This is a genomic window from Paenibacillus sp. GM2, from assembly GCF_900069005.2.
In the GTDB taxonomy this organism is placed as follows: Bacteria; Bacillota; Bacilli; order Paenibacillales; family Paenibacillaceae; genus Fontibacillus.
On the sequence record NZ_LN831272.1, the window covers coordinates 1 to 25,366 of the forward strand.

At 48.3% G+C, this 25,366-nt stretch carries 29 protein-coding genes; 8 read left to right on the forward strand and 21 right to left on the reverse strand.

All coding sequences use genetic code 11. The annotated features are described in order from the left end of the window. Positions 1-99: 99 nt before the first annotated feature. Positions 100-276, reverse strand: coding sequence for a helix-turn-helix domain-containing protein (locus BN1360_RS00085; protein ID WP_082789874.1), 177 nt, complete (start codon positions 274-276; stop codon positions 100-102). A gap of 283 nt (positions 277-559) precedes the next feature. On the opposite strand from BN1360_RS00085, the gene efeO reads away from it, so the two are divergent. The 3 genes from efeO to BN1360_RS00100 are packed head-to-tail and all read left to right on the forward strand — an operon-like array spanning position 560 to position 4,682. Further along, a complete protein-coding gene (gene efeO / locus BN1360_RS00090) occupies positions 560-1,447 on the forward strand; it encodes an iron uptake system protein EfeO (RefSeq protein WP_068777973.1) in 888 nt (295 codons plus the stop codon). Positions 1,448-1,451: 4 nt separating this feature from the next. Beyond that, positions 1,452-2,795, forward strand: coding sequence for an iron uptake transporter deferrochelatase/peroxidase subunit (gene efeB / locus BN1360_RS00095; protein ID WP_082789875.1), 1,344 nt, complete (start codon positions 1,452-1,454; stop codon positions 2,793-2,795). A gap of 51 nt (positions 2,796-2,846) precedes the next feature. Further along, on the forward strand, positions 2,847-4,682 hold the full coding sequence (locus BN1360_RS00100) for an FTR1 family iron permease (protein WP_068777895.1): 1,836 nt from the start codon (positions 2,847-2,849) through the stop codon (positions 4,680-4,682). 64 nt (positions 4,683-4,746) lie between these two features. Here BN1360_RS00100 and BN1360_RS00105 read toward each other — a convergent pair whose 3' ends face one another. Continuing rightward, positions 4,747-5,205, reverse strand: coding sequence for a MarR family winged helix-turn-helix transcriptional regulator (locus BN1360_RS00105; RefSeq protein ID WP_229520685.1), 459 nt, complete (start codon positions 5,203-5,205; stop codon positions 4,747-4,749). 218 nt (positions 5,206-5,423) lie between these two features. Here BN1360_RS00105 and BN1360_RS00110 point away from each other — a divergent pair, with 218 nt between their 5' ends. From BN1360_RS00110 to nagA, 3 genes are read left to right on the forward strand one after another with little or no spacing between them, the layout of a single operon-like run. Next, complete coding sequence (locus BN1360_RS00110; RefSeq protein WP_068777896.1) at positions 5,424-6,287, forward strand: MurR/RpiR family transcriptional regulator; 864 nt, start codon at positions 5,424-5,426, stop codon at positions 6,285-6,287. A gap of 2 nt (positions 6,288-6,289) precedes the next feature. Continuing rightward, positions 6,290-7,018, forward strand: coding sequence for a glucosamine-6-phosphate deaminase (gene nagB / locus BN1360_RS00115; protein ID WP_148466485.1), 729 nt, complete (start codon positions 6,290-6,292; stop codon positions 7,016-7,018). After that, positions 7,018-8,193, forward strand: a complete 1,176-nt coding sequence (gene nagA, locus BN1360_RS00120) for an N-acetylglucosamine-6-phosphate deacetylase (protein ID WP_068777897.1) — start codon at positions 7,018-7,020, stop codon at positions 8,191-8,193. The genes nagB and nagA overlap by 1 nt, the downstream gene beginning before the upstream one ends. Before the next feature lie 64 nt (positions 8,194-8,257). Here the strand turns inward: nagA and BN1360_RS00125 are convergent, their stop codons facing one another. Then, complete coding sequence (locus BN1360_RS00125; RefSeq protein WP_068777898.1) at positions 8,258-9,304, reverse strand: YhcN/YlaJ family sporulation lipoprotein; 1,047 nt, start codon at positions 9,302-9,304, stop codon at positions 8,258-8,260. Between the two features lie 164 nt (positions 9,305-9,468). Here BN1360_RS00125 and BN1360_RS00130 point away from each other — a divergent pair, with 164 nt between their 5' ends. Next, on the forward strand, positions 9,469-10,416 hold the full coding sequence (locus tag BN1360_RS00130; protein WP_229520695.1) for an NAD-dependent epimerase/dehydratase family protein: 948 nt from the start codon (positions 9,469-9,471) through the stop codon (positions 10,414-10,416). Positions 10,417-10,473: 57 nt separating this feature from the next. Here the strand turns inward: BN1360_RS00130 and BN1360_RS00135 are convergent, their stop codons facing one another. The 3 genes from BN1360_RS00135 to BN1360_RS00145 are packed head-to-tail and all read right to left on the reverse strand — an operon-like array spanning position 10,474 to position 12,271. Beyond that, positions 10,474-10,836, reverse strand: a complete 363-nt coding sequence (locus BN1360_RS00135) for a hypothetical protein (protein ID WP_068777900.1) — start codon at positions 10,834-10,836, stop codon at positions 10,474-10,476. An 18-nt stretch (positions 10,837-10,854) separates the two neighbouring features. Further along, positions 10,855-11,877, reverse strand: a complete 1,023-nt coding sequence (locus BN1360_RS00140; RefSeq protein ID WP_324254215.1) for a glycosyltransferase family 4 protein — start codon at positions 11,875-11,877, stop codon at positions 10,855-10,857. Between the two features lie 58 nt (positions 11,878-11,935). Continuing rightward, positions 11,936-12,271, reverse strand: a complete 336-nt coding sequence (locus BN1360_RS00145) for a hypothetical protein (protein WP_069188257.1) — start codon at positions 12,269-12,271, stop codon at positions 11,936-11,938. Positions 12,272-12,447: 176 nt separating this feature from the next. Here BN1360_RS00145 and BN1360_RS00150 point away from each other — a divergent pair, with 176 nt between their 5' ends. Then, positions 12,448-13,074 (forward strand): DUF1796 family putative cysteine peptidase, encoded by a 627-nt coding sequence (locus tag BN1360_RS00150; RefSeq protein WP_068777902.1) that lies wholly within the window; start codon positions 12,448-12,450, stop codon positions 13,072-13,074. Positions 13,075-13,130: 56 nt separating this feature from the next. Here the strand turns inward: BN1360_RS00150 and BN1360_RS00155 are convergent, their stop codons facing one another. The 15 genes from BN1360_RS00155 to BN1360_RS00225 form a co-directional block, all read right to left on the reverse strand. After that, a complete protein-coding gene (locus tag BN1360_RS00155; RefSeq protein WP_069188254.1) occupies positions 13,131-13,319 on the reverse strand; it encodes a hypothetical protein in 189 nt (62 codons plus the stop codon). 13 nt (positions 13,320-13,332) lie between these two features. Next, positions 13,333-14,637: a glycosyltransferase family 4 protein gene (locus BN1360_RS00160; protein WP_229520696.1), complete on the reverse strand. Its 1,305-nt coding sequence runs from the start codon at positions 14,635-14,637 to the stop codon at positions 13,333-13,335. 195 nt (positions 14,638-14,832) lie between these two features. Beyond that, positions 14,833-15,249, reverse strand: a complete 417-nt coding sequence (locus BN1360_RS00165; protein WP_195714209.1) for a hypothetical protein — start codon at positions 15,247-15,249, stop codon at positions 14,833-14,835. Between the two features lie 157 nt (positions 15,250-15,406). Further along, on the reverse strand, positions 15,407-16,135 hold the full coding sequence (locus tag BN1360_RS00170; protein ID WP_068777905.1) for a glycosyltransferase family 2 protein: 729 nt from the start codon (positions 16,133-16,135) through the stop codon (positions 15,407-15,409). After that, entirely contained in the window at positions 16,132-17,064 is a 933-nt protein-coding gene (locus tag BN1360_RS00175) for an NAD-dependent epimerase/dehydratase family protein (RefSeq protein WP_068777906.1), read from the reverse strand. Before BN1360_RS00175 ends, BN1360_RS00170 begins: the two co-directional genes overlap by 4 nt. Then, on the reverse strand, positions 17,031-17,873 hold the full coding sequence (locus tag BN1360_RS00180; protein WP_068777907.1) for a dTDP-4-dehydrorhamnose reductase family protein: 843 nt from the start codon (positions 17,871-17,873) through the stop codon (positions 17,031-17,033). Before BN1360_RS00180 ends, BN1360_RS00175 begins: the two co-directional genes overlap by 34 nt. After that, on the reverse strand, positions 17,870-18,856 hold the full coding sequence (locus BN1360_RS00185; protein WP_068777908.1) for a polysaccharide biosynthesis protein: 987 nt from the start codon (positions 18,854-18,856) through the stop codon (positions 17,870-17,872). Before BN1360_RS00185 ends, BN1360_RS00180 begins: the two co-directional genes overlap by 4 nt. Beyond that, positions 18,849-19,940 carry a non-hydrolyzing UDP-N-acetylglucosamine 2-epimerase gene (gene wecB, locus BN1360_RS00190; RefSeq protein WP_068777909.1) on the reverse strand — a complete coding sequence of 364 codons (1,092 nt, stop codon included), beginning with the start codon at positions 19,938-19,940 and terminating at the stop codon, positions 18,849-18,851. Before wecB ends, BN1360_RS00185 begins: the two co-directional genes overlap by 8 nt. A 60-nt stretch (positions 19,941-20,000) precedes the next feature. Next, positions 20,001-21,452 (reverse strand): glycosyltransferase family 4 protein, encoded by a 1,452-nt coding sequence (locus tag BN1360_RS00195; RefSeq protein ID WP_068777910.1) that lies wholly within the window; start codon positions 21,450-21,452, stop codon positions 20,001-20,003. An 86-nt stretch (positions 21,453-21,538) separates the two neighbouring features. Then, entirely contained in the window at positions 21,539-22,657 is a 1,119-nt protein-coding gene (locus tag BN1360_RS00200) for a CgeB family protein (protein ID WP_068777979.1), read from the reverse strand. Between the two features lie 43 nt (positions 22,658-22,700). Further along, entirely contained in the window at positions 22,701-23,789 is a 1,089-nt protein-coding gene (locus BN1360_RS00205) for a CgeB family protein (protein ID WP_068777911.1), read from the reverse strand. Between the two features lie 195 nt (positions 23,790-23,984). Next, positions 23,985-24,335 carry a hypothetical protein gene (locus tag BN1360_RS00210; RefSeq protein ID WP_068777912.1) on the reverse strand — a complete coding sequence of 117 codons (351 nt, stop codon included), beginning with the start codon at positions 24,333-24,335 and terminating at the stop codon, positions 23,985-23,987. Beyond that, the gene (locus BN1360_RS00215) at positions 24,329-24,640 is read right to left on the reverse strand and encodes a hypothetical protein (RefSeq protein WP_068777913.1); all 312 of its coding nucleotides are present in this window, start codon (positions 24,638-24,640) and stop codon (positions 24,329-24,331) included. The genes BN1360_RS00210 and BN1360_RS00215 overlap by 7 nt, the downstream gene beginning before the upstream one ends. Then, positions 24,637-24,984: an alpha-helical endospore appendage domain-containing protein gene (locus BN1360_RS00220; RefSeq protein WP_068777980.1), complete on the reverse strand. Its 348-nt coding sequence runs from the start codon at positions 24,982-24,984 to the stop codon at positions 24,637-24,639. Before BN1360_RS00220 ends, BN1360_RS00215 begins: the two co-directional genes overlap by 4 nt. Positions 24,985-25,006: 22 nt before the next feature. Then, positions 25,007-25,294 carry a nucleoside-diphosphate sugar epimerase gene (locus BN1360_RS00225; protein WP_068777914.1) on the reverse strand — a complete coding sequence of 96 codons (288 nt, stop codon included), beginning with the start codon at positions 25,292-25,294 and terminating at the stop codon, positions 25,007-25,009. Positions 25,295-25,366: the final 72 nt, after the last annotated feature.

Sequence of the window (25,366 nt, forward strand, 5' to 3'; positions counted from 1 at the left end):
CCCCACCAGTGTAACTAACATCTCTTCGATGTACTTAGTTGAGGCTGCCGCATTAAAGTTTACTCCGAAAACCTAACAAACTCAACGCTTCCCGCCACTTTAACCTAAGTGTGTTTCAAACCACATCTCCTTAGAGATATGGTTTCGGACGGTCTTTTCACTGATGAATAATTGGCCGGCAATGTCGCGTGTCGTTTTATCCTGCACGAGGAGTTCGAAAACTTCCCGTTCACGATGAGTTAACAGAAATTTGCTGTTACGATCGCTACTTTTCAATATGCGTCACCCCTCCTTGCTCGGGTTTTGTGGTTTACAAGGTTAAGGGATACAGTCAACACATTTTATGAAGAGATCGGTTTATTGGTGCCGTAAGGAAGTAAAATAGGCGCTTTATTTCCAGACCATCTCTATTCTGCAGATTAACGCTGACCTTAACCGCCGCGAAAATTTCTATTGACGGGTGGAATCCTTCCTATTAATATATGTAATCGAAAGTGATAATCATTATCAATAAGACTCATTTAACTTTCGATACTTATACCAAGGGGTGTCTATGATCATGAAAATATATTACGCGCTTCCAGCAGCAGCCATATCGGCAATTCTCCTGCTATCCGGATGCAACGCCGGAGATAAGAATGCAAACCAGGGAGCTTCGGTCAATAACGCGGCGACCGTAAACAACACGGCTAATTCCGCGGCTGCTTCGAATTCGAATGAAGATGATTTCAAGCAAGCCATCGATCAATACCGCGAATATGTGATCCAGCAATGCGATGCCTTCGTTACTGAGACAGCCAAATTTACGGCTGCGATGAAAGACGGTGATCTCGAGACTGCCAAGTCTCTCTATGCCCCGGCACGCATGTATTATGAACGAATCGAACCGATTGCTGAAGCGCTGGGCGATCTTGATCCTAATATCGATGCCAGAGACGGCGACGTAGATAGCTCAGAGTGGCGCGGCTTCCACAAGCTGGAACAAGCTTTGTGGGAGAATAACACAACAGCCGGACAAGAGGATATCGCTGATCAATTGTTAAGCGATGCCAAGCTGCTTCGTGCCAAGGTGGAAACGGTGGATATCGATGCCTCCCTGCTTGTTACCGGCGCCGTAGAACTGCTTAACGAAGTGTCTACTTCCAAGGTTACAGGTGAAGAGGAGCGTTACTCTCATACAGACCTTTACGATTTCGCCGCCAATGTGGAGGGCGCCAAGAAAATATATGAGCTTCTGGAACCCCAGCTCAAAGCCAAGGATGCCGAACTGAGCAAAAATATCAGTGAACGCTTCTCAGCCCTTGAGCAGGAATTAGCACCCTTTAAACAAGGCGATGGCTACGTTAGTTATGAGCAGCTGCAGGATCAGGATGTGCGCAAGCTAAGCCAGAATCTCGATGCCTTAGCCGAGCCGCTGTCCCAAATGGGTACTCTGCTGGGAGTGTAAAAGTATGACTAACCATGAACCAGAAGTGGATTCACATGCATCAAACATTCGCGCTAATCAAGACGTAAAAGACCAAACACAGGGCCTTTTCTCCAAGAAAATAAGCCGACGTGAGGTGCTGAAATATGCAGGTATCGGAGGGATCGGTCTGCTTCTGGGAGGCGGTGGCGGCTACGGGCTGCTCGCGGCTAAAGAAAAGCTGTCACCCTCTTCCAGGCAAAACCACAATCGCATTGCTTCAATGGAACAGATCCCCTTCTATGATCAACATCAAGCCGGAATTATTACCCCAGCGCAGAACTTTCTATGCTTTGCATCCTTTGATTTGACCACGAATTCGCTGTCTGAGGTGCGAAAGTTATTCCAGTTGTGGACAGAATCCGCCTCCCTAATGACCTCTGGTCAGATGCTAGGCAACGCTAATAATAACCAGAATCTCCCCCCTTCGGATACCGGTGAAGCCGCGGGACTAACAACTTCCAAGCTGACAATCACCTTTGGAGTTGGCCCTTCCTTCTTTGATAGCCGTTATGGCTTATCGTCAAAGAAACCTGCTTCATTCGATGAGCTCCCTTCCTTCCGCGGAGATGCTCTGCTGCCGGAGTGGTGCGGCGGCGATATCGGTGTTCAGGTATGTGCGGATGATATGCAAGTGGCCTTCCATGCTGTACGCAATCTGGCCAGAATCGCGCGTGGAACCGCCGTAATGCGCTGGATGCAGGAAGGTTTCCAGCGCAGCTCTGCGGCTGACCCAAGCGGAGGTACGCCGCGCAATTTGCTGGGCTTCAAGGATGGAACCGGAAATCCGGATACTCAGGATGGGCAAGCCATGAATGAGATCGTATGGGCCGGCGCTGACAACGTAGCGAACTGGATGCAAGGCGGCAGCTACATGGTAGCACGTCGTATCCGGATGCGGATCGAAATATGGGATCGTTCCCCCTTAAGCGATCAAGAGCAGACCTTCGGCCGTTATCGCGACTCCGGAGCTCCGATCGGGTCCAGGGATGAATTCGATCCGCTTGATCTGGAAGCGAAGGATTCTTCAGGCAAGCCGCTTATTCCGCTTAATTCCCATTCCCGCCTTGCCCATATGGATGGCAAGATCCAAATGCTGCGCCGGGCCTATTCCTATACCGGCGGTATCGATGCGAAGACAGGGCAGCTGGACGCCGGCCTGTTTTTCATCTGTTATCAGAAGGATATCCAGAAACAATTTATAGCGATGCAGCAAAAGCTGGCCGCCAGCGATAAGCTGAACGAATATATCGTCCATGTTGGCAGTGCCCTATTCGCTTGTTTCCCCGGCGTCCGCCAGAGCGGATATATCGGGGATACACTCTTCTAGTGAGAGTTTCACCTACCTCTTCTAATTTAATAAGGAGGTGTAGAGAGTCCAATGGAACTCCCACACATCAAACAGGAAAGCTCAATTATTATAAAACTTAAGCCGGCTGCAATTCTTATAGCGTTTATCTTGATCCTGACAGCCTTAGGGTCTGTTCCTTCAGCAGCGGCTGAGGCTGCCGCAGAGAACGCTTCCAACCCGTCCTATAATAAGCTGCTCCCGCTAGTTGGCGGCGCACTTGTCGAAGCAGGAACCCCAAATTGGGACACGGCTGCTGCAGAGCTGAGCGAGTTCAGCAGCATTTGGAACGCTCTGGATCACTCTGCTTCCCCCGAACTTGCTAAGCAGATTGAAGACGGATTAATAACGGCGAAGCAGGCCATTGCAGCGCAGGATCAGGACGAAGCCAAGCAGGCTCTCTCTTCATTGGCTAAGAAGGTGAACGAATATACCTCGGCTTATTCTGCTGAGACAGAGAAGCCGGACGGCAAAGAATCCGCAGGCCAGCTGCTGGAGATGAGCGCAAAGACATTATCTGCTCTGGAACAAGGTTCCGTCGAGCAGGCACAAGCTGAATACAAGCAAATTCTGAACACATGGAAAAAGCTCGAAGGGCCGATCCGCGGAGGAAACTTTAGCGTATACAGCGATATTGAGACTCAAATGAGCTTAATCAGAATCGCGCTGCAAGCGACTCCCGTTAAAACAGAGCAGGCCGCAAAAGAATTGACTGCGCTGAATAGCCTGCTTCAGGATTACACCCAAGGCAAATTGGATAGCTTGACGGATTCAGCTGCGTCACAAAATAAGACCACTTTGGCCGATACTCTTCCGCTGCTCGACAAAGCCAAACAGGCTGTTGCAGCCAATCATGCGGAACAAGCAGCGGAGCAAATGAGCCAGTTCATTCGGCAGTGGCCTTCTGTAGAAGGCGAGGTCTCTGTCTCTTCTGCCAAGCTGTACACGTCAACTGAGAACCGTATGGCAGAGGCGCAGAGCTATCTGATCTCGAATCCGCCGAATCTCAACAAAGCGGAGCAGATTATCGAGACGATGATCCGGGATCTTCAGCCGCTGGCCGAACGCTCAACCTATACCGCCTGGGATGCGGCGTTAATTCTTCTTCGGGAAGGCTTTGAGGCTCTGCTGGTGTTAACCGCCCTGCTGGCCTTTGTGAACCGCTCCAAGGATGCTGCACTGCGTACCTCCGTTTGGGCTGGAGCGGGAACCGGACTATTGATTTCGGTGATTCTGGCTATCATTCTGACCTATACCATCTCGCAAGCCATCGCAGGTGGCGCAAGAGAAATGATTGAAGGCTTCATAGGACTATTCGCAGTCGCTATGATGCTTACGGTTGGCTGGTGGCTGCACAGCAAATCCAACGTCAAGGCCTGGAATCAGTATTTATCTGAGCGGACCCGCGGTGCGGTTCAGCGCGGTAGCCGCTGGTCCCTATTCCTTCTATCCGCCTTGGCTATATTGCGGGAAGGAGCCGAGACGGCGATTTTTTATATCGGCATGGTCCCTTCTATTGAACCGCATCAGCTGATTATTGGAATTCTGGGAGCACTGATCGTTCTGATCGTTCTGGGCTTCTGCCTGATCTATTTCGGCATTAAGCTACCGATCCGGCCATTTATGCTTTGCGCTACTCTGCTAATCTACTATCTGGTTATCCGCTTCCTTGGAGAGAGCATCCACTCTCTGCAAATTGCCGGATTACTCCCGGCCCACAGCCAGGCATGGCTTCCTTCAGCAGGTTGGATTGGAGCCTATCCTACTTGGGAGACCCTGATTCCACAGCTGGTGGCACTGCTCTTCATTATCTGGCAGCTCACAAGAAGCAAGCGTACAGACACACCTAAAACCGCCTCTGTTTCATAATTGCTCAAATAAAAAACCGCTCTTTGACGGTTCCGTCAAAGGCGGTTTTCTATTTGCATGAAAATTACTTCATTTTACATACAGACACATCAGAATGCCCAGCCGATCCTAGCTTCTCAACTACCTGAATCAAAACCTCCAGCTCATGGGGCTCCAGGTCCTGAAGATAACGTCGAACCACTTCCCTCGACTTCCTCCCGGCCTCTGCAAATACCTCGGCCCCCTTGTCGGTTACCGACAAAAGCACTGACCTGCGGTCCTGCTCATCGTGACGGCGCTGCACATATCCGCTCTGAACGAGGCGGTCAACCATAACAGTAATCGCGCTAGGCTTAACTTCCAGTGCATCAGCCAAGTAACTGACATTGCATGGATCAGTTCGAGCAATCAAAGCAAGCATATGGAACTGAGGTCCTGTTAATCCAAGCTCCCGGTGCTGCATAATTTCAGTCTGCATCCTCTTGAAAGTTCTGGACCAGCCAGTCATTAGCCGCTCTACATATTCATCAAGATTCGAATCCAATGTTAATCCCCCTCTTCGAATCGTAATGCCTGCTTCAAGTGTATTATGGGAGCGTCGAAAATACAAGGAATGTGTCATAATTTCCGGCCTGGTGTGCTGTAATCACTTGATTTTATCGGCAAAATGAACTATGATGAGGTCGAAATAATTTTCACGCATTTAGTAATAATAACAAAAATAATTTTCATCATTATTTCACATTAAAGAGGGTGATTCCAATGCTCACTCCAATCTTGCATGCGCTCTCCAGCAATCTGGACAATTTACCTCCCCAAGAGCGCAGGCTTGGAGAATATATTTTGCAGGCCCCTTCCTCCGTCATTCATCTCGGTATTACCGAACTCGCTTACGCTTGCAGCATTAGCCCGTCAACCGTAACGCGTTTTTGTAAAACTTTCCATTTCAAGGGATTTCCCGATTTTAAAATGAAGCTCGCTGGCGAACTCGGTCAGAAGACAGATGTCAATCAGTATCAGGATTTGAAGGCTGGCAATGACTTGCAGGAAATCGTCAGGGCGATCGAAGCCAATCATCTAGCCTCCATTACAGATACGACTAGGCTGCTTGATATGAATGAACTTGAGCGGGCTGTGCAAATACTGTGCAGAGCGAAGAGAATCGATCTGTATGGGGTTGCAACATCGTCCATCATCGCCCAGGATTTCTACCAGAAGTTAATTCGGATTGGCAAGAACTGTACCGCTTTCTCGGATTCGCATATGCAGATCACTTCTGCTTCCACACTAGGGGAAGAGGATGTCGCCCTGGCTATCTCCTATTCCGGAGAGACCCCGGAGACCATCGATGCGCTCAGATGCGCTAAGGATAGCGGCGCCACCACAGTCTCACTGACCCAATACGGAAACAATCAACTCGCTTCCTTTGCCGACGTATCCTTATTCTCTTCTTCATTAGAGAAAGGTATGCGGCGCGGTGATATGGCATCCCGCATCGCCCAACTGCACGTCATCGATATTCTGTTCACTGGCATGGTAAGTACGGAATTCGAAGATTTCATTCCCAAGCTGGAAAATTCTTATCAAAATGTTCAAACCTATAGGAAACGACAAGGAGGTTATTAATAATGATAAATATTATTAAAGTTAACAATGAGCAGCAGTTTAATGAGACAGGTGCAGGCATCATCGCCAGCCTGGTACAGACCAACCCGAGGGCCAAGCTTGGTTTGGCTACAGGCAGCACGCCGGTAGGCCTGTACCAGAGACTGATCGAGCTTTACAAGGAAGGCGTTGTAAGCTTCAAGCTGGCCAGCAGCTACAATCTGGACGAATATATCGGGCTCCCTGAGGATCATCCGGAGAGCTACAGACGTTTCATGAACGAAAAGCTGTTTAACCATATTGATATTCCGCTGAAGAACACGCACGTTCCTTCTGGCAATTCCAGCAATGCGCAGCAAGCTGCCGACGAGTACAACCGTCTGCTGGACGAAGCAGGCCAGGTTGATCTGCAATTGCTTGGCCTTGGTCATAACGGTCATATCGGATTCAATGAGCCTGATGAAGATCTGCAAGGCCAGACGCATGTCGTGAGCTTGGATGAACTTACACGCCAGGCTAACGCACGTTTCTTCGATTCCATCGAGGACGTACCTACCCATGCCATTACGATGGGCATCGGCTCGATCCTGAAGGCGAAGCAAATTCTGTTAATGGCTAAAGGGAAAGATAAGGCGGAGATCGTCGCCAAGGCGCTCAAGGGACCGATTACGACGAAATGCCCAGCCTCGTTCTTGCAAACTCATCCTAATGTGGTAGTTATTCTAGACCAAGAAGCAGGGAGTCTTGTATAATGAGCAACTATAATTTTCAAATTGTAAACGGCAAAATCGTTACTCCGAAAGGGATCATCGAGGACGGCGCTGTTACCGTCGAGAACGGGATTATTACCTATGTAGGCTCAACCTCGGGCACCCCACTGGATGCGGCCCAATTGGAAACCATCGATGCAGCCGGAAAATACATTCTGCCCGGATTTATTGATGTCCACGTACATGGCGGCATGTTGGAGGACTTCTCTAAGCCAAGTAAAGCGGGTATAGACGCGATCACCAAGCTGCATGCGAGCCAAGGAACAACTACTATGCTGGCCACGACGATGACCATGCCGAAGGAAGTTCTTGATGAGGTATTAGCTGAAGTGCAGAACTATATGGAGAAGGATATGCCGTATGCTCAGCTCGGCGGTGTCCATCTGGAAGGACCCTTTATCAGCCCGAAATGGCCTGGCGCCCAGAATCCGGCCCATATCGTTCCGCCAAACAAAGATTGGATCGAGCAATGGGAAGAACAATATCCCGGATTGATCAAGCAAGTTACGTTCGCACCGGAGCGCGAGGGTTCACATGAGCTTATCCGTTTCTTGCGCAAGAAGGGAATTGCCGCTGCCGCAGGTCATACGGACGCAACCTATGAAGACATTATGTCTGCTCAAGCTGTAGGCCTGAACCACTCCGTTCATATGTTCAATGCCATGACTCCGCTGCATCATCGCAAGCCGGGCACAGCGGGTGCGATTCTCAGCACACCAGCCATTAGCGCAGAGATTATCGCCGACGGTATTCATGTGCACAAAGCCGCCATTAAATTGCTGGCCAGCGTGAAGACAGATCATAACTTGCTGTTAATTACCGATGCTATGTCTGCAGCTGGACTAGGGAATGGCGATTATATGCTGGGCGACCTGCCCGTGGTTGTTAAGGACAATGTATGTACTTTAAAGGAAAGCGAAGGAACACTCGCCGGCAGTACGCTTACGATGATTCGCGGCTTCCGCTATCTTGTACTGGAAGTCGGTTTGTCCATCGAGAGAGCTTCCGAGGCAGCCAGCGGGAACCCGGCCAGATTGCTTCGTATGGACCACATCACCGGCACCATTGAAACCGGCAAACAAGCCGACCTGTTGCTGGTAGATCATGATCTGGAACTGCAGCAAATCTGGATCAAAGGCCGTCAATTTCAGGAATAAGAGAAAATAAGTTAGAGGCTCCTTATATACCATAGGGAGCCTCTTTTTTACGTGGATCTATAATTTAGCGGTTCATATTCGTGCGATAGCCATCGGTGGATAATCCGTTAACACCGCTTGGCGTATACCCGTTAGGACCCGTCATCGTTCCTGCACGCCCCGGGAAGATTCGCTCCACCATCCGTTCAAAATCACGTACATAACCGTTCAGGGTTGCTCCGTCACGTGATTTAGTCGTATATCCACCCACACCTGTTACAAAGTCAGGGTCCGAAGAGATATAGACATTCTGAATATGAGGGGCTGTTTTCTTGATTTTGTTCGTAATTTCATCTTTAACTTGCTGTGGAATATAATCCCTTACATTCCCCGTGCCCCCCGTAGCATTCGTGCTGAACGGACTCATTGTATTGTTTCTTATCCCGTGATGGGTGCCGCTGGACATGAAATTATATGTTCCGTGGGTCCCCCCCATACCGGTGTTTCCATGATTCCCATAGGTTCCATCAAATCCATTGGTTCGATTTCCAAGAGTTCCATTAAGCCCGTTCGTATTAACTCCATGCAGCCCATTGGTTCCATAAGTGCCATTCATACCGTAAGCACCATAATTGCCTGTAGTGCCATTCATACCGTAAGCACCATAATTGCCTGTAGTGCCATTCATACCGTAAGCACCATAATTGCCTGTAGTACCATTCATATTAGTCCCCCCCATCATTCCTGAAGGACTTAATGGTGCGCCTAAACCTTTGGCGGAGATGCCGGAGCTACGGTTGACCCCGTTGTGATTATGCATCGTTACCGCGACATAAGCATCACGATCCGATACTAATACATGTGCGGTCTGTACATCGGATAATCCGGATATTTTATTGCTTAATATGGGGCTGGATTTCAGAGAATGAACGCGGTGCGTCGTTCCGTTTCCGGCACTGCGTGTGAACATGCGATTTCCCGGCTTAATGGAATTCACGTCATAACGATGCTCGGTCTGGCGTAAGCTCTGCGTGCGAACATTGTTATTTTTCGTTGTCGTACCGCAACCAGTAATACTCACCATTCCGGCGATTAAAGCAGCGGAGAGCGATAAGCTAATGATTTTGCGCATATAGTCATCCTCCAACGATATAATTTTATGATGAACAGAACTTAGGATGCTCTTATCGCGCATACGAAATTCAGGTAAACTTAACCGACTGCCCATGCCTGGCGCCAATAATTCCTCCCCCACATACGATACATATTATGCGGATTTTAAGGGAGGCTAATAACTTGAAGAAAGTAGTAGTGACAGGCGGAGCTGGATTTATTGGCTCCCATCTGGTACGACACTTAATCGGCCTAGGGAATCAGGTTCATGTCATTGACGACCTTAGCACAGGTCATATTGAGCATGTTCATTCGGAAGCCAAGCTGCATGTGCTGGATATCCGTTCGTTGGATGCCGCAGATCTGATCGCGACAATCCGCCCCTCAATTGTGGTGCACTTGGCCGCTCAGGCCGATGTTCAACGCTCCGTTCTCGATCCGGCAGCGGATCTGGATATCAATGTGAATGGGACCTTAAATATCTTGAAGGCTTGCCGGGAAGCCAAGGTTGGCAAGCTGGTATTTACATCAACATCAGGGGTTTACGGCGAGAACAGCCGGGAGCTTCTCGTTGAATCTGATCCAGCTAAGCCAATTTCTTTCTATGGCTTGTCTAAATGGGCTGCGGAGCAATATATTGCCTTGTTCGATCGCTTATTTGATCTTCCTTACACGATACTTCGTCTTGCTAATGTCTACGGGCCCGGTCAAACTCCCAAAGGAGAGGGCGGTGTAATCGCTATTTTTATGGATAAGTTAAAAAAAGGGCTTCCGCTCACTGTCAATGGAGATGGTGAGCAAACACGTGATTTTATCTACGTTGAGGACATCGTAAGTGCAATTATTGCAGCTGCCGATTGTGAATATCGGGGTATTGCTCATGCCAGTACAGCGAGACGTACTTCTCTAAATGAAATGATCGGCCTTTTGGGTATACTACATTCTCAGCCCATACAAGTGACCCATCGCCCCGATAAACCTGGAGACATCAAGCATAGCTGCTTATCCAACTCCAAGTCCGCCCGGCTTCTGCAATGGCAGCCATCGCATAGCTTATGGCAAGGACTGGAGAAAACCTATCTCAGCGCCATGGCCCCCCATCCGAATCCTCCGGGAACTGGAGCCTCTTAATTTCATATGAAAAAAGCCGATCCCTGATATCGCTTCAGGGGTTCGGCCTTTCACTTTCTATATTAGGGCTGATAGATAATACGGTCCAGTCATAATCGCCCGGGATTCCTCGGAACGTACGCCTAAATAGTAGCTATGATTCGCTTGCGTCGCCGCTTCCGAATAGGTCTCGATCAGCAGGCATTTCTCAAAGCATGCCTCCTGTGACCAATACACCACAGGTCCATCCAGAGCATCCCTGCGAATGATAATTTCCATCTCTCCGGTATCCCAATGAATGGGCTTCTCCCAGCCTACTTCAATTTTGATCTGTATCCGCTGACCTATTACGATTCCCCTGACATCTATCGAAGTCAATGTAACTTCCTGGGGTCCAATAATGAAAGGCTGGAACCCCCCCCTTGCGGCTCCTCTCTTCATCAAAGCTCCCTCCCTATATTAAATGCTGTACAGCATATGAATGAAATTTTTGCAGTACTGATCGATCCCGAATTCTGAACAAATATGGCGGTAGCCATTTTCCCGGATAGCTTCTCTTCCGGTATGATTATCTATCAAATCTCTGGCTTCTTTAACAGCCTGGCCAATGGAGCCAAGAGCATAGCTCTTGCCGGTTACATTATGAATAATCGATGTGGCAACACCATCCGAGTTCGTAGCCAATACAGGGCATCTGCAGCTCATCGCTTCCAGGACGGACTGGGGCGCCCCCTCCACCTTAGAAGTGGAGATCAGGAATCCGCCAGACTCGCCGATTGTAGAGAAATAATATCGCATTTCGGAATTCGGTACATTGGAGAGCAAGCGAACCCGGCCATGCAAATTCAGCTGAGCGAGCATTTGGATAAATTGCTCGCGTTCCGATGGAACCGAAAGGTTCATATCCTCGAACATGAGCAGCTCTAAATCGGGATAATAATAAGACAACTGATGGCCGATCACGAGAAATTCCCGCCAATTTTTATTATCCTCCATCCTTCCGACCCAGGCCATAATCGGATGGAGCGGCCTATATACCGGCTGATAAGTAAAGAATTCGGAATCAAAGCAATTGTTGAAATTATAATGCGGAATATAAGGGTACAATTCCTTAAATAAAGCGGCTATATGTGGTGTTCGTGGATTCAACAGTGCGGAGGCATGTGTATTGACGATGGGGACAGCTTCGGTCAGCTTCTGCCTCGCTGTCTCTTTCGGCCCGTAGCCTTGAATTTCGAGAATGAATTTCCCGGTATAACCCAACCTGCGAAAGCGTTCAAAGCACTGATGATCCGTGGTTACAATAATCGTCTGATAGTTGCCGCGGTCCAATATTTGCTTCGTCTCATAATCATCACTTGTAATATAAATAGGAAAATCAGTGGGATTCTGCATCCCTGCCCCCCAATTGTAATACAGACAATCCGCTTGGATTCCGTATCGCCTCAATGCCCGACAGCGCTGCCGATTAATCGAATCCATCCCCCCGCTCGGGACGTAAAATACAAACAGGATATTCAGTGCATCCACCTCCAGACGCCTAATTAATTCTGACAGCTTCCTCTTGAGTAAAGATAGCTACGGGGTGCACGCCATTCCAAGCCCTGACGGTCACTGCTGTGGTGTCATACTTATTGATGTTCGTCACCATGATCAACTGAAACGGTGAGAATTGAGTTGTAATACGTGGAATGATTACATGAACACCCTGAGCTAAATGGTACAACCCGCGATATAATAAGCCCTGCGGCGTATAGACCGTAATTAGCATCTCAAATCCTTCGCTACCGAGATTGGATAGCTCCAAGTCAAAGCCTTGAATGAATCGAGAATCTATTGTGCCATGTTCAACCGAATTCAATCGTAAAATGGACATATCGTGCCCTCCAGCAATCTTTATGATTTCTATCATCCTATGCTTCCTGAATCAAAATGCACAGGTCATCCATCTATGTTGCCCCACCTATTTCTAAAGTCGTTATACATAGGTCCAAGCAATGAAGTTTGCGGAGCATTTAATAGAATATAGAAAATATAAGAGGAGGCATTGACATGCTGCTGCATGAACTAAAAGGACAATACCAAGCTGTGTTCAGCTTGGGCGATAACTGTCTTCCCGCCATTCAACTGGAGAGAAACGGACTTCGTCCCTATTCGGGACCGCTGGATTGGTTAGCCATTCCGCAATTATCCGATCTGAATCGTTTGCTATTGAACCGATTCGCCGGATTCATGGACCTCAGTCATTTGAAGGTCCTCTCAAAAGTGAGCGATCGCCTTTTTTTAGTAGAGGAAAGCTTCTATCAACTGTATTTAAATCATGATTTCTTCACTCATAACAATACGGAGACCCAGCTAATTGCTTACCCTGAAGTAAAAGCAAAATATGATCGCAGAGTAAACCGCTTCCTCGAGAAAATAGCGACATGCCAGCGCATATTATTTGTTCATAGCGGTGGTACATTGCAGCAGCTTCCAGCGCTGACTGCCGTACTCTCTCAAATCGTTGCTGGTGATTTCCGTTTGCTTCATGTCAACCATTCACCCGTTCAGAGGATTATCGATAATCATTGCCCTCAGAGCAAGGTTTGCTCTCTATCTCTTCCAGACCGCGAAATCTGGAATGGCAACAATTCGTTATGGGCGCAAATCCTGAGCGGAATTACCATAGAATCATAATTCGCGAAATAAGGCCAATGGGTGCACTTGAAATAGTCAGCCCATCGGCCTTATCCTTATATTTTTAGCTGCTGCTCTTCAGAGCGAAGAGATAGAACCATATGGTCTGGAAGCTTATATTCGCGCGGAAGAAGTGTGAATAATCTGTTCCAGGTTACATAATCCACCTCTACTTCCGGATGAGAAACCTGTACGGTGAATATTCGATTGTATAAATCTGAGGTGACCAAAAAGCGATCGCTCATCATGAACCTCCCCTTAGTAATTCAGATTCAAAGCCTTGTGGTAAACCCCGAGTAAGCGGCTTATCATCACTTCCATGGACCAATGTGAATTGGCCCAATTTTTCGCTTCCCTTGCTATCTTCAAACGGAGTGGTTCATTCTGCAGCAACAATTGCAGATGCTCTGACAGAACCACCGGATCCTTGACCGGATGAATGAGTCCTGTCCTGCCATGCTTAGCCATCTCAGGCAGTCCGCAAGCGTTGGAGAGGCATACCGGAACCCCTGCCAGCTGAGCCTCCATGACAGAGAAAGGCTGATTGTCCTGAATGCAGGAATGAACAAAGATGTCTGAAAGGGCTAAAAGCCCTGGCACATCCTCCCGTTCTCCGAAGAAGAAGCAATCATTCTGAAGGGTTAAACCTCGCACCTGCTGCTCAAGCTCCTCCCTTTTATCACCGGCTCCAACAATCCAGCATACCCAATCGTTACGTAAGCTTCTCAATATACCAAGCGCTGATATTAGAACATCAACTCCTTTGACAAAGGATAGCCGGGCCGGGCAGATAATGACCTTCTTACCAGCGGGCTTCGTGATGGTTGTACCTTGGCTCATCTTATTCCAAAAGGCCCCGGCATCAACTCCATACTGGATGACCTCAATATTCGGATTGGATACACCAAGTTCATGCACCAGCAAGTTCTTCATCCATTGATTCGCTGTAATAGTAGGTGTCCCTGACAGCGCCCCATAAAATTCAATCGATTCGAAATACTTCCAGGCAGGGTCCTTCTCCGTAACGCCGACCTGGGGATTCAGCTGGAAAAATCGTTTTAATTCAGCGGAAACCGATCCATGTACATGTGCAACTAGTGGAATATGGCGCGGTTTCACCCGGCTTAGCGCCCGTGCTGCAAATATATCCTGCGTATCAATAATGTCATATTGATTAAGATCGAAATAAGCGGCGGCCAATTCCAGATAATAACGATCCATCTCATAATGCGCGATTAAGGGCGACGCGAATAATGCCGGTGCGCTCCCTGGAGTCAGTTTGGCATCCAGCAACGGCTGCAGGAGGTCCTTTGGCAATTCCCAACCGCGATTGAGCACGTGGTACTTGGAGTAATCCGGACTGTTCCCTAACAGATCCACTTCATGTCCTCTAGCTTCAAGCCATTCCTTGAGCTGGGTCATATATTTCCATACCCCGCCCACATGAGGAATCAGCCAGTAAGTAGCCAGCAATATCTTCATATTCTCTCCTTCCCAGACGAGGATCCGTTCCCAGCCGAATCTCTCCTGTAGATCGTATGTTCTGAGCTGATTGATTGCCAAAAAAAATCTGGATAGTACAATATATTGAAATGCGGGACAGCAAGTCACGACATTTGCACCCCTGCCCCGAAAATCTATCAAGTTATAGGCAGATCCCTATATATAAATAAAATCAGGCGGTCCGCATTCCGTGAATGCGAACCGCCTGACTGTTGTAAACCTAACCTTGTCTTATATTCTATTATTCTCTGCTTCTTAAACTGGAAGATCGGAATATGCTGCAGCAATCATGCTCTCTGGACCAACACGTGTCGGGAAGACAGTGATGCCCAGGTCAGCTGGAACACTGATAGAGGCCTGATAGACAAGAAAATCGGCAGGTGGCAGGTAATCTACTCCGTTAGCAGTAATGACAAAGTTCGATAGAGCCGTAACGATCGGAATATCCTGTGTGACACTGAAAATAGGAGTAGGAACACCGCCGACCACACGTTCAACCGTAATCACCACCGGAGTGATTAAAAGCGATATCAGCATGGAAACCGTTGCCGTAAATGTGAATTGTACCTCCAGGTTAGGTCCCGCGGTGGTAGCATCAAGACCCAGGGTTGCAAAAACTGTTGGTGTTGTAGTTAGCGGTACAGCAATCGAGCCTGTTGCCGATGAGTTCATAGAAACCTGACTATCTAGCAAAATATTTGACATTGGGATTTCCCTCCTTTCTGATGCTATTCTATGCTGAGCGATCGATTTGGTATGGACACACTCTCCATATATAATAAAAAGGCATTTGCTAGGAGGGTTTTTACTTATAAAAGCACAAAGGGTGCTATCTAGCACCCTTTTTTCTGCGAATCAACTTTTGGATAGCCGCTTTCGCCCGACCTTGGACTTGATTGTATTCCATGTGCACAGCATCTGTATAACGAAGAGTACCCATCCCATCATGCCAGCGGTACATCGTCAATGACTCATTCAGGAAGGGGAAACGAATTCCCGATAGAACAACACGCTGCCAGAAGTCCAAATCATGCGTGTAGCGAAGTGACTCATTAAACAGTCCAATCTGCCTAAATACATCTCTGCGTATCATGACCGTACAGCCGTTTACTGGATTAGAAGTCAGGAAGGTACGATAGAACACCTGTAAATCGTTGAACATATTATTAGGAACAACATTAGCATGCGTAATTCTCCCCAGATCGTCGATATAATGGAAATTTGTGTGTGAGATGAGGGCTTTATGCTTGATCATGAACTGAACCTGCTTTTTGATCTTATCAGGAGTGAACAGATCATCAGAGCTGAGCCAGGCAATATAATCGCCCGATGCATACCGGATTCCATGGTTAAGCGCGGTTGCTGTTCCCCCGTTGGCTTTGCCCAAATAATGCACCCGATGCATATAAGGGGCCACCAGCTCCTGATGACTGGTTGACCCGTCGTCTACTACAATAATTTCAATATTGGAGTAAGTTTGATGCAAAGCACTCTCAATTGCCTGATTAACATAGGAACAATTATAGAAAGGTATCACAATCGTAACTAGAGGGTTCATCGAATCTCCCCTTCCATAGTGCGCAAATATTCAATAACATCTCCAAGCGACTTTGCAAGCGGGATCTTAGGATACCAGCCGAGACTTTCTACTAATGTTGCTTGCTCGTGGAAGCTGGGTCCTTCCGAGGACCGATCATCTCCCCATATCAGCGGGACATTTCGATCCGCAACCTCCAGCATTTTATCTGTAATCTCTTCCAAGCTCCGTTCTGTTCCGGAACACACCGGATAGACTTCGCCAAATGACCCAGACACCAGTAAATACCCATAAGCGCGAACGGCATCACGTACATCCAGGAAATCGCGGCGGTCAGCCCGAGAAGAGATGCGAAAAGGGCTCGGATGTCTGCCCAATTCGCTCTCTACTATATATCTGCCTAATAATGTACAGAAGCCTGTGGAGACTCCAGGACCGATTAAATTTGACGGCTCTGCCAAAATCACTTTTTGATCAAATAACTTTCTCCAGGACAAGGCTACCGCTTTTTGCAAACTCTTGCTTAGGCCATAAGGATGGGTCGCTTTGTCAAGAATGGTTAAATCTGCGGATACTCTTGAGCCAACGACCAGCATGATGCAGTCCGGTTTAGCACGCATCGCATCAAGCAGGTATAGCGTAGGCATTAAATTCGACTGGATATAGACTATGGGCTTATGCCATGACTCGAAGACCGAATTCTTCCCTCCAAGATGGAGAATATAGTCGGGAGCAATTCTATTTATAAGGCCGCTTATACGAGGCTGATCCAATAAATCACAGGAATAATACTGAATAGCATCCACCTTGGCAACTTGATCCATATCGCGTACAATTGCTGCAACTTGCATCCCAAGCTCAGAGAAATATTCGCAAGCATGTCTGCCGGTAAAGCCAGAAGCGCCGGTAATGAGGATTACTCGGCCTCGGAGGACTTCTGTCTCATCCATATTTCCATCTCCTTCAGCATCTCGCGATAATGGGGAACCTCATATTTCCAATCTATGCGGGTAGAAATGATGCTTCGATCCAATACCGGAGTATCGCTTGGTATAATCTTTACTTCAGTTATATTCCAGATTTCCTGCATGAGGAGGAGCAGCTCGTATTTACTAATCTTCTCCGGGTAAGCCAGATGCACCAGACCTGATACGGAAGAGTCCAATAAAGAATCGATCGCTTTGGCCAACTCCAGAGTTGTTACACCATTCCATAGCACATTAACATATCCCTGAACGGTTCCCTTCCTCTGCATGAACCAATGCATCAAGCCAATTCCAGAGCTTCGAATTTCGGGACCGATAATAGAAGTACGGATAGTGACATGACCTGGCGAACGCACTTCACCCAGAGCCTTCGTTAAAGCATAGACACTGGTTCCGTCCGGCTCATCATCTTCCCGGTATCCCCCTCGTGAACCGAGGAATACGCAGTCCGAACTAATATGAATCAATCTTGCGCCCAGGCTGTCAGCCATCCGCTGCAAGCGATGCGGGAGAAAACCATTGATATGATAAGCATTTATTTTGTTATTTTCTGCGAACTGATTCAGAACCCCTACCGCGTTAATAATAACTTGGGGACGGACAGCCTCCAGCAGTTTCTCCACCTTAAGGCAGTCTGTTACATCAAGCAGCAGACCGCCTTCATCCGATTTATCCCGAGTCGTATAAAATACGGTATGTCTCCCTTGTCGCCGGAAATATTCAATAATGAGATGTCCGGCCATGCCCTGGCCGCCCAGAACGAGCAGCTTCATGAGAGAAAACCTCCACGCTTCAATATATCCTTGATCTCATCCTTGTTCATCAAGTTCTGATCCGAACTGAAGCTGTTGAAGGATACTGACTTGCAGTCCTTATAATGCTCCTTTAATTCCGGCATATTGATGGTCGGCAGAATAACCAGGTATTGATCATCATACACAACGGTATTTATGCTCTCGAAATCGCTCATCAATATCTCATGGATTTTCTCACCGGGGCGTATTCCACTCTCCACGAGTCCTACTCCAGAAATTCCTGAATCTTCAATGAGCACCTCGGCTAGATCTACGATCCGGCAGGTCGGCATCGTCATAACAAAGATCTCTCCGCCTATGCTCTCCACAGAAGCCTTGAACAAGAGAGTTATCGCATCGCGAAGCGTCAGAAAGAAGCGGGTCATATTAAAGTCCGTAATAAAGACTTGTTTCTTCTTCTGGATTTGATCTTTGAACAGATGGACCACACTTCCGTTTGTTCCCAATACATTGCCGCCTCTTACAGTTACAAAACGGGTCTTGCTATGCAGCAAATTAGCGTAAACAATCAGCTTTTCTCCAATCGCCTTGGTCATTCCATAGAAATTGGATGGATTCGCTGCTTTATCGGTGGATATATAAATGACCTTGCTGACCCCGTTATCTATTGCAGCTTCGATCACATTTTGCGTACCGATCACATTTGTCTTGAGCGCTTCATAAGGCTGGTCTTCACACACGGGAACATGCTTGAGCGCGGCCAGATGGAACACATAGTCCACACCTTGGCATGCTGCCTTAAGTGCCTCTTTATCGCGGACATCCCCGATGCAGAAGCTCAGCCTCGGATCCTCAAATTTACGGTTCATCGCTACCTGGGTTGATTCGTTCCGCGAATATATAATGACCTCTTTAGGCTGCTGAGGCAGTAATTGGGTGATCAATTCATATCCCCATGAACCGGTGCCCCCAGTCACCAATATACGCTTATTCTCAAACATGCCATTTCCCTCCAAACATAAATTTGACTACTCTCTCTGCAACCTGTTCCGCCATATATTCCTTAGGACACTCCCAATTCCGATCCATCTCCGTCATCAACTGAACAGCTGCAGATATCCTCTCGGCATGGAGACCCGACACGATGTTGCTGCCGCAATCCACAGTCTCCGGGCGCTCTGTAGATCTTCGCAATGTCACGGTTGGCACATGCATGATGCAGCACTCTTCCTGCACTGTGCCACTGTCAGTGAGGGCGCATAATGCGTGACGTTCCAGCATGACAAAGTCGAAGAAGCCAAATGGCTCATGGAACTCGATTAGCGGGTTCAGCTTGAGCTTAAGCTCATTCGTCATTCGCGATTTGGTCCTCGGATGAAGACTGCAAATCAAACGATGCCCGAACTTCTCGGCTACCAGATTGAGCCCATTCATAATTTCCTGAAGATTCTCGGGATGATCCACATTCTCGGCACGGTGGGTTGTAACCAGAAAATATTCCCGTGACTTCAGCGACAGCCGCTCCAGAATATGGCTCGCGGAAATGTCCTCTTTGTAATGCTCTATGACTTCACAAATCGGATTTCCGGTCGTGACAATCCGGTATCCGGGAATTCCCTCGGCGATCAAGTGCTGCTTGCTCTGTTCCGTATACGGCATATTAATCGAGGAAATAGCATCAATCACTTTTCGGTTTTTCTCTTCCGGCACCTCCAGATCAAAGCATCTGTTCCCCGCCTCCATATGAATGACCGGGTAACCCATTCGTTCGGCTAATATCGCGCACAGTGCACTGTTCGTATCTCCCAGCACCAGCACCCGGTCCGGCTTCTCCGTATCCAGAATTTCTTCGATCTGTGAGAACATGGCGGCCAATTGCTCACCGAGCGTTGCTTGCCGATCCTGAAGGACATAATCCGGTTGTCTTAATCGCAATTGTTGGAAGAAGATTCCGCTTAGGCTCTTGGTAAAGTTCTGTCCCGTATGCACTAGAATGTGCTTATCTGCATATCGATCCAGTAACGGAATAATTAGACTTAATCTGATAATTTCCGGACGCGTACCTAAAATCGTCATGATCCTCACATTCTCAACTCCTTCGTAAATAGCTTAGGGGCAACTTTTATTAGGGTACAAACACCTTGATTATCTGGACTTTCTGACGCCCCTATGCCGACGGGAAGACCTTCGCCGAGTTAACCGTTGTGATAATCTTTTGGTTGTTCTACGTCTGGATCGTGATTTCACCCCGGCTTTCCTCTTTCTTCGTCTGGCGGATGCCAAACGGCGCCGATAACCGCTCTTCCCCTGCGTCCGTCTCGCCTTAGATTTAACTGGCAGCACCCCTGGTTCAACGAAACTTTGAGGCGCTGCCTGGGGAGGCTCAGAGGAAGGCGGAAGAGGAACCTGGCTTCCACTCAGCCCTTGTATCCGGCGGATCATCTCCTGCACTCGCTCGCCGTAGGCCCCCTTTCCAAAGTGGGTAATCGCCCCATGCTGATTGGCTCTGCCGACTTGCTCCGCCAGATCCGGCGTCTTGAGCAGCTCCCTTGCCTTGTAGGCTAATTCCTCCACATCCCCGGGAGGAGCCAGATAGTAGCCACTTCCAACAGATGTCAGAATCTCTTCCAGCCCGCCCGAGGCATAAGCCACAACCGGCTTGCTGAAGGCCATCGCTTCCAGCGCCGTCAACCCGAATCCCTCTCTCACTAATCCGGGAATAACGACGATATCCATAGCACAATAGGCTGCCTCAATGTTCTGCTCATGATCTACAAAGAGAAACCGGTGTTTTATTCCAGAGTGAGTGACCAGGCGTCTAAGCTTACGGGTAAACTCTTTGTCGAACTCTCCGCCGATGATGACGAATCTCGTCTCAGGATGCGCTGCTCCGATCAGCGTTGCTGCGCGGATGAAATGGTCAGCTCCCTTCTCCGGAGTCAAGAATGAAGAGATATAACCGATCATTGTCTCATTGGCTGATATCCCCCATTTCATGCGCTTCTTACGTCTCCAGTTCTGCCATTCAGACGAGTTCAGCTCGTCATCATTCCACGAGGGGTAGAGCAGCGCCAGCTTATGCTCAATTTGATAACCAAGAAAGGGAGCCATGGCCGAATTGGAGATACAAATAATCAAATCGCTATACCGATCAATGGTATGGATAGCATGGTGGATATAAGCGGTGTCCGTGATGACCTCGGTAATATGCCAAATTACAGGAATACCTAACGACTTGGCTGCAATAGCCGGCATTACATTTACGCATGTATTCACGAAGACATAATCAGGCCGTTCATCCTGGAGCAGGGCAATCGCCTCCCTGCAGCCAGGAGTCTGGATATAAGTCTTAATATCCTGGATCAGCCCTTCATAGGGAGTAAATATCCCATACATCAGCGGAAGCTCGCGGATTACTGTGCGAACTCCCGCTTCTGCAGCCAGTTGGGTCAGTCTCCCCTCCCGCGGCATAACAATCGTGCAGTCGAAATAAGGAGAGAAATTTCGAGCCAGAAAGAGCAGCAGCTTTTCTGCCCCTGTAATGTTCCGTGAGTTACACACATGTGAGAAGAGCATCAGCTTTTTTTTATCTGACATCATCAACTTCCCCCAAATCCCTCTATCCTTCCTGCGCTGGAAGGTGATAGCCGATATACACTGCCATATGGCAAGATTGCATCATTTTATCCGAAAATATAGCCAAGCAGTTCATTCAACCGGTGGCTGTACGTATGATTACTAAATGTTCTTTCCAGAGCCCTCAATGCAATCTGCTGTCGTTCCTTCTCATGGGACAGGTAATAATTCACTTTATCCATCAGCTCATCGGAGCTTGAGAATGTCTCAATTTCCACACCTGGCTTGTAGAAGGAGGCAAGGTCCTCACGAATGTCTACAAGCTGCAGCGTTCCGCATGCAGAGATCTCAAAGGTGCGAGGGTTAAGTGAAAGTGCTTCGACCCTGGCTGTATTGTTGTTTACCGTCTCATCAAACGCTGAACGATGCATATTAATTACGATTTTAGTACCGCTATAAACCTCCGATGTCTCCACGGGCCCCATCCATTTGCCAATCTCAATCCGATCAGGATATTGACTGTATTCCGGTAGTCGATCCCACCAGATCCCGTTAATCATTAATCCCTGCTCCATCAGCCCACCGATGATCGGGCGCAGAAACTCTATGCGATTCCAGTAGGCAGAGCCGATGAAGCTGATCTGTCGGCGAATTGCAGAGCGGGTTAATGTCGGGCGATAATGGCCTACATACGCGGCGAACGGTAAATAATAGACATTGGGACATCCAAGGGCACGGTAAATATCAACGCAGTTCCGCTCCAATGTAAAGACATAATCATAATGGGGTGCGATCTTCGTCGACATATCGGTATAATAAGGATCATCCGTCAACCAGATCGCTGTTCTAATTCCTAACGCCCGAACCCCGTCGATCTGCTCCACCGGCAGATCCATACCGTCAAGCACTAGCACCAGATCAGGGCGATGCATTGCCGCCAGCTCCTGGATCGGCTGTTTGTTTTCGACTGTGATTACATTTTCGGTTAGCGTCTTCAAGGTCTCAACGACCGCTTCATCCATCGGCATATACGGGAAGCCTTTGCCGGAGGTTACATACAGAACCTTGATCTGCCGAATCGGAAAGGAGGGTCTGTTTCTCTCCACAATGACCTTCGCATGCCCTCGCAAGTATCCTTCAGCATATCCATCTCTGAGCCCATCTTCCCATCCTTTGCGTCCGTTGTTGTCCGAAGGCTTCCCTGGAAACGGACGAGTGAAATGCATCTCTGGTTGTAGCACAAACTGTCACTCCTTCTTCAATGGAAATTTAGCTAACGATCTCTAACAATTCATTGACCCGATGGGCAAATGTATGGTATTGCCGGGTCGTCCATAGGGAACGCCAGGCAATGGCTCGACGTTCTTCCTCATGTTGAAGATAATAGTCAATTTTGGATCGCAGATCAGAGGCGCCATGAAAGGTCTCAATATCGTACCCCGGACGGTAATGCCGAAGCAGGTCGCTGCGCACATCGGTAATCTGCAATGTTCCACAGGCTGAAATCTCATAAGTTCGCGGATTGATTGAGCTCCCGGATATCCCTTTGCCGTTGCGGTTATCCGAACCCGCTGTCGTCGGACGATGAAGGTTAATCACGATTCTGGAACCATTGTAATAAGCAACCGTCTCCGGAACAGGAACCCAGCCGCTGCGGATAAAGCGTGACAATTGATCGTAATGCTTCAGCCGATCCCAATGTCCCCCCGCGATGATCACCCTCTTATCCAGCAAGAACGGTGCCAGTTGATCGAACAATTCGACTCGATTCCAGAAGGCGCTGCCTATAAAGCAAATATCGAATTGCTGCTCTCTCGTCGTCCTGATCGGTGCGAACATCGCCGGAGATATTGCCAGAGGTAAATAATAAACCTGTGAGCATCCGACCTCCTTGTAGAAGGAAATACAGTCCTGCTCATGAGTGAACACTACATCATAGGCCGCGGATAACTCCACCGTATCATCGGTAAAGTAAGGATCATCCGCGAACCACACCGCGGTCTTGATTCCCAGCTGACGAATCTTGCTGATATGATCCGGATGATCGGCAGGAAAAACATGCAGCCCGTTCATAACAAGCACCAGATCCGGTCGGCTGCGTATCGCCGTTTCAAGCATCTTATCCGGAGTGGCAATAATACACTCTGACGCCAACTGCTGAAGCGCCTCGCTTACCCCTTGATCAATAGCATCGAATCCTTGAGGGATGTACAGAACCCTGATGTTTTTTTTACCAAATATTTGCGGCGGGATTCTCTCCAGAATTGCCTGGCACCCACCATAACGGTATCCCTCTAGGTATCCGGCTTGGTAGACCATGCTGGGAGTACTCTTGTTCGCATTCTTCAAGGTATTCATCCTATCTGTGAATGGATTTCCTAGGTCTGTATAAATATATGCTAGGGGTACACGTGCATCATGGACGACTACCCCGCGTCGGCATAAATTGGCGAATGCCTTCTAGGTAATAGACAAAGCCCCTACCCGGCCTTGTGGCCGAATAAGGGCTTACAGCTGCACTCTATGAAATTTATAGATTAATAGATCAGTGTCCTATACCTGTTCCTTATAACCTACCTTATGCCCATCCTCAAACCCTTGGGAGAACCCGGAATCGAAGCCCTCCTGATAGGCCTCGTCATAAGAATTCTGATAACTCGATTCATCCGGCACTTCCTCCGGGACCGTAACAACTACAGGATCGGGCGCTAAGTTGCTTGATCGACGGCGATTCAAATAACGCGTGCGACGGGATCTTCCTCTACGTTTTGATCGACGCCTGCGCAGACCTCGGCCGTTCAGTTTGCGTCCGCGTTTGAGCGCCAATTTGCGCCTGGCAGTATTAGCCCGTCTAGGCTTTTTCGATTTAGATCGGCGTCTTGCGCGTACCTTCGCTTTTAACATATTTTATCTTCCTCCTGTTCTCCTCGGGTGGCGTCCTTTGCTGCATAACAAGCGTTCGTGATCCAGGGCGATGAAGGAGTTCCATAATTGACGTGATGCAGTGTTACTCCGCATATCGTACGAGCTATGGCCTGCTGATATTCCATCAATATCTTCACATTTTCCACCAGATGGCGGGCCGTTCCTTCGGAATGAGTCACATCTGCCATGCTATCCAGAATGCGCGCCAATGCCATTTGGCTCCTGGCAATGGATTCGATAACGCTTATTTTGGCCTTCTCTCTAGCATGAAGATCGATCATCATTTGTCCGTATCCTCCAAATCGAAGCCACCGCCAAACAAACCGTCAAGGCTTCCTTCCTTATCCCCTTCCTCTTCTGCTGAGGTAAGTACTGTCTTTAAATTACTGCATAACCCGTTCTGCAGCTTAGTAAGTCCCTCCACCATCTCTACAACCTGTTCATGAATGTCAAGCGGCTCGGATAGCCGCTTCTCATCCTCTTCGAAGCTGGCATGATGGACATGATGCAAAACCCAGTTGCGCACCTTCTCAGCTTCAAGCGCCTTAGCCTCCAGGATCATAGCGACATTCCACTGGACTTTGGAGGCTGCATCTAAAATATGCAAATAAGCCTGTTCTCTGCTCATAGCATCCTCCCCGCTTTCAAGCTTACTCTTCATCCTGGCTTCTCAGCTCTTTTAAGACGAAGCCCAAATTCTCAGCCATAGCCTCCTGAAGATCAGCAATAGCATTTAAATAAGAAATTACGCTTTTGTTGATCCGGCCCGTATTCTCGATCAAACCGGGCACTCCTTCAAATCCGGGTTCGGCGTCAGGAATGGCATGGACGATTTGTGCCATACGAACAACAACCTGCCGCTCAGCATCCATCACTCTTGCCATCTGCTGATGTGAATGAGACAAGTGAACAATGATCTCTGTAATTTTCTCCTCCATCCTGATTCCTCCAAGCAAAAATATAATCATTGCATGAGATGGCAACAAGGCTATGCCCGGCATTCATCTTTG